The sequence below is a fragment of the Methylosarcina fibrata AML-C10 genome, assembly GCF_000372865.1.
Classification (GTDB): Bacteria; Pseudomonadota; Gammaproteobacteria; order Methylococcales; family Methylomonadaceae; genus Methylosarcina; species Methylosarcina fibrata.
This window is the reverse complement of record NZ_KB889965.1, coordinates 206,064-207,801: the sequence shown is the minus strand read 5'-3', so window position 1 is coordinate 207,801 and position 1,738 is coordinate 206,064. Positions and strand designations below refer to the sequence as shown.

The 1,738-nt window shown below is 44.1% G+C and carries 1 protein-coding gene and 1 pseudogene; one reads left to right on the top strand and one right to left on the bottom strand.

What is annotated here, in order from left to right; all coding sequences use genetic code 11:
* Window positions 1–73: 73 nt before the first annotated feature.
* Window positions 74–1,084 (bottom strand): hypothetical protein, encoded by a 1,011-nt coding sequence (locus A3OW_RS0100990; RefSeq protein WP_020561566.1) that lies wholly within the window; start codon window positions 1,082–1,084, stop codon window positions 74–76.
* 137 nt (window positions 1,085–1,221) lie between these two features.
* Between A3OW_RS0100990 and A3OW_RS28120 the strand changes: the two are divergent.
* Window positions 1,222–1,738 (top strand): annotated as a pseudogene (locus A3OW_RS28120) (hypothetical protein); the annotation flags it as partial.

Here is a 1,738-nt window from a genome sequence, read left to right as displayed (position 1 = left end):
CATTGCTTGACCTCAATCAGTAACCATCAATGCCACTATAGAGTGACTTACAAGCCCAATATATCCTTTTGATTTAAATTGACTGACTACTAGTATGATTAGCCATAAGGGGTTCCGCTTCAATCCAATAGCTTTCGCTACCGATGGGGTCTTGCAGCAATAAGCGTAAGCCTCCCATTCGGTCCAACGAAACATAGTCGTCATATTGCAATGTTTTACCGGCAAGCTGAAGCATTGCGCCACGTTGCGGATAAGGTAAGGAAATCGTTAATTGCCCATGAGTTGGCCAATAAAGCTTTACAAGCAGTTGCGGCAAACTGGTATTTTTTATAGATGGGCAGCTTACCTCAATGATATCCGCGTGTTCGATTTCTGTGATTGTTTCCCCGTTTTCGGTTGTAACTTTGGCTTTTCCTAAACCATAGAAGCGATATTTTCCGGGTAAACCTTCTGCGCTGATCATCCGGTCGAGTTTAAAAGATTTCGGCAGGACATAAATTTTACGTCGAAAAACTTCAATCCCATTTGTTGTATCCACCAAGCGAATCCAAACGGGACCTACACAGTCGTTAGCGGTGCCGTTCCAGCTCTTCCCTTGGCAATGTAGCGAGCGCCATTGTGTTCTGTACTGTCCACGAGATTTTTCGGTATTGCTGATATTTATTTGGGGGAATCCCACATAAATAGGGTACGAATTGAGAGCTTCAAGCAATACCTTTCCTACGATAGAATAGGTTTCAGTCGAATCTTTGTCCGCATGGCAACTAATCCGATAGCGCTCATTTTCTGAGGAAAGAAAATCAACCGTTCCGTTTAGCTCATAAAGGATTCTGTTAAAGGACGGGATGTTTCCTATAGCACGGCAATTTCCGTTGTCTTTAATTTCGTATTTCTGTGAGTTGTGAGCTAAAACCCAACCTTTTTCAAAGCGAGTTTGTCTTGAGCCTTCGCCAAGAAAATCAAACTCATCCTTAGTGTCTTTTTCGGTAAACAGCCATGGTGATTCTCCCCATGGTTCACCCTTTTCGACAGTTAACCGGTATTCAGTTTGCCCATCATGCAAAAAGATGTCATGTTCGCTCATGACATCATCATTAATTAGTCGTCCCTGATTAATTCATAAGAAATTGATTAATATCATATAAATGGATATTTATGAGGTCAAAAATTGCAAGAAAATGTTAAAATGGGTTTTATTTTCTTGCAAATTTTCACCGAAAAATGAAGCCCAAACGTCCTCAGGAAGTTGTGCAAAAGTTGTACGAAAAATGCCGTCGGGAGCTGGTCAAGCTGGCTGGACAACACGGGCTGCCCCTGCGACAGAACTACAATAAAAAGGCACCGCTGCTGTTAGTGCAATCGCATCGTTATCATCATGCCAAGCAAATGAAGCGTAAGCAAAAAGCCCTGAAGCAACTGAAAACCCTGGTCGGTCGTGTTTATCGGGATATCCTGCGGCAACTGCCGCAACAGGAGCTGGCCGCGCAAAGGGGGCTTCAGGACGCCCTGGCCAAAACCCAGCGGATACTGAATCAGAAACACACCGACAAAAACAAACTCTACAGCTTTCATGCACCGGAAGTGGAATGCATCAGTAAAGGGAAAGCACACAAAAAATACGAGTTCGGCGTCAAAGTCGGCATCACGGTGACCAATAAAAGTAATTTCGTGCTGGGCGCCAGGAGCTTTCCCGCAATCCTTATGACGGCGATACCTTGTACTCCTGCCTGGAACAAGC